Genomic DNA, 667 nt, shown 5'->3' with positions numbered 1-667 from the left:
CCCTGACGCTGGAACAGATTGCGGCCATGCCGCAGAAAGAGTTTAACGACAATGAAGAAAAACTCGACAAGATTCTGGCCCAGTGGATCAAGCAGGGAGGTCGCCTCTGAGGGGAGCGTTTAATTATCGTCGTATAACCGCTCCCCGTGATTCAAAGGACTTGAATCATGGCAACGACCACATTTCCAACGGGGGCTATGGCCAATGCCCTGTCCGTTATTTACTCCAAGAAACTCAACGCGAAGTTCTATAAACGAACCGTGTTGGCGGCCATCTGTAACACCAAGTGGGAAGGCGAGATCCAGTCGGAAGGCTCCAAGGTAGTAATCCGTACCCGGCCTGATATTACGGTAGCGGATTATGACCGTGCCGTGGGGGTTGAGTATCAGGATCTGGAACCACCCAAGGTGGAAATGCCCATCGACAAGACCAAGTACTACGCCTTTGTGGATGACTACATCCAGAGTGTCCAGTCCAATATCGAGCTGATCAACGAGTCTTCTGCGGATGCAGCGGAAAACGTGAAGATCGCGGTAGACGGCGATGTGCTGGGGAATATCTACACCGATGTGCATCCGGACAACAAGATTGACGGCGGTGGTACTGGCGTCGTTGTGGATAAGACCAATGTGCTGGATTACATCGTCGATATGGGCACGCTGCTGGA

1 protein-coding gene is annotated in these 667 nt (G+C 52.2%); it reads left to right on the top strand.

The annotated features are described in order from the left end of the window. Nucleotides 1–167: 167 nt before the first annotated feature. The coding region (locus AK963_RS30200) for a hypothetical protein (RefSeq protein WP_476588290.1) at nucleotides 168–667 on the top strand (500 nt) is incomplete at its 3' end.

The organism is Endozoicomonas atrinae (genome assembly GCF_001647025.1).
Lineage (GTDB): Bacteria > Pseudomonadota > Gammaproteobacteria > Pseudomonadales > Endozoicomonadaceae > Endozoicomonas > Endozoicomonas atrinae.
Note: the sequence above shows the minus strand (reverse complement) of the source record. Positions and strands in the feature narration are given on the sequence as shown.